The organism is Nguyenibacter vanlangensis (assembly GCF_013376155.1).
In the GTDB taxonomy this organism is placed as follows: Bacteria; Pseudomonadota; Alphaproteobacteria; order Acetobacterales; family Acetobacteraceae; genus Gluconacetobacter; species Gluconacetobacter vanlangensis.
On sequence record NZ_JABXXP010001089.1, the window covers coordinates 1 to 714 of the forward strand.

The window sequence follows — 714 nt, forward strand, 5'->3', positions numbered from 1 at the left end:
CCCCCCGCCCCGTCCTCCGCCGTCGCGGCGGGCGGTGCGCCCTTCTGCCCATCCTGCTGCCCACCCTTCTGGCCCGCCTTCCGGGTGGCCTCCTCCGACGTGGCTTTCGACACGGCCTTCGACGTGGCTCTCTGGGCGGGCTGCGGGCCGGTTGGCGGCATGGCGGCCATGGCGGGCAGCGCCACCCCCGACAGCAACAGGCCAAGCGAGGCAAGACGGGCGGGTCGACGGGTCGGGAGGCGGGTCGGGAACATGCGCACTCTATCTGTCCGGTGAAGCAGGCAAAGGGAAAAGGGGGCGTGTGACGCCCCTCCGCCCGATCTCCCTAAACCGTATGATATAACGTTTCAACAAGCGGCCGAAAAAAATCCCCCCGCTTTCCGCCCGCTGTTGCCTCCCGACAACAGATTTCTCCCGGTCGCCGCGTCAGCCCTCCGGCATCGTCCCGTCCGCCCGCACCGCCTCGGCCATATGCGACAGCCAGGTGCGGAACCGCACCAGCGCCGGGCGGTTCCAGCGGTTTTCCGGCACGAACAGCGCATAGGCCCCGATCGCCACCCCCGGAAACGGCGCCCCCTCGGGCCCCAGCCGCACCAGCGTGCCGTTGCGCAGGTCGTCTTCCATCAGAAACGGGTTGGCCAGCGCCACGCCCTGTCCCTCGCGCGCCGCCGCCAGGACCAGATGCGCATGCCACATCCGCGCCGCCGGGCTGAC

At 70.4% G+C, this 714-nt stretch carries 2 protein-coding genes; both read right to left on the bottom strand.

What is annotated here, in order from left to right:
• Positions 1-254: hypothetical protein (locus tag HUK84_RS22960; RefSeq protein WP_218064499.1), on the bottom strand; the 254-nt coding region annotated here is incomplete at its 3' end.
• 172 nt (positions 255-426) lie between these two features.
• Positions 427-714 (bottom strand): LysR substrate-binding domain-containing protein (locus HUK84_RS21420; protein WP_246285821.1); only part of this gene is annotated, 288 nt, incomplete at its 5' end.